The 742-nt window shown below is 53.6% G+C and carries 2 protein-coding genes; both read left to right on the top strand.

Translation table 11 applies throughout. The features are described from left to right. Nucleotides 1-226, top strand: a 226-nt coding sequence (locus EOC06_RS32975) for a hypothetical protein (protein WP_245470292.1), incomplete at its 5' end; no start/stop codon positions are given. A gap of 161 nt (nucleotides 227-387) precedes the next feature. After that, nucleotides 388-742 (top strand): MucR family transcriptional regulator (locus EOC06_RS32970; RefSeq protein WP_128309761.1); only part of this gene is annotated, 355 nt, incomplete at its 3' end.

Raw genomic sequence — 742 nt, 5'->3', positions numbered from 1 at the left:
GAACGTTCGGAGGTCGAAAACCATGTTTGACGAGAATGAGCGTCTGGCCATTCAGGAAGCGCATTGGCTGATCGACGAATTCGGCGCCGAGGCACCGCTCTACGCCGCGATGAGGGCCGAAAAGGCGATAGAACAAAAGGATTTCGCGCGTTGCGCCCGCTGGAAGCGTATTCTGGAGATATTGGACGAAAGTCCTGCCGCTAAGTCTGCTGGTTCCAAGTATTAGATTTTCTAATTTGCGCGGCGTCGATTTCGCATGAATGCTATTTTTGCCGATTCTTCATTCTTTTATGAGACTTGGCGGTCCGTTGGGGGACGCGGTTAAAGAGTACATCGACACAAGTCTTCGCTGGGGTGGAGGATTTTGTCGCAAATAAGGTGAAAGAATTGTCAAATATCGATGATAAGACCGTTATCGAGCTGACGGCCGATATTGTCTCGGCCTATGTAGGCAACAACCCTCTTCCGGCTGCCGGCCTGCCTGAGTTGATTGCCAGCGTCAGTGCTTCGGTTCGCAAGCTCGCTGGTGCAGTTGTCGCGGAAACTCCAAACCTGGTTCCCGCAGTCAATCCGAAGAAGTCGGTGTTTCCCGACTACATCATTTGCCTTGAGGACGGAAAGAAGTTCAAGTCGCTCAAGCGGCATCTGCGGACCGACTACGGCCTGAGCCCGGACGATTATCGGGCCAAATGGGGCTTGCCGCCGGACTATCCGATGGTTGCGCCAAACTACTCGGCGACGC

Origin of the sequence: Mesorhizobium sp. M7A.F.Ca.MR.362.00.0.0 (genome assembly GCF_004023175.1) — a bacterium.
Taxonomy (GTDB): Bacteria; Pseudomonadota; Alphaproteobacteria; order Rhizobiales; family Rhizobiaceae; genus Mesorhizobium.
The sequence above is the reverse complement of the archived record's forward strand: the minus strand, read 5'-3'. Positions and strand labels throughout refer to the sequence as shown.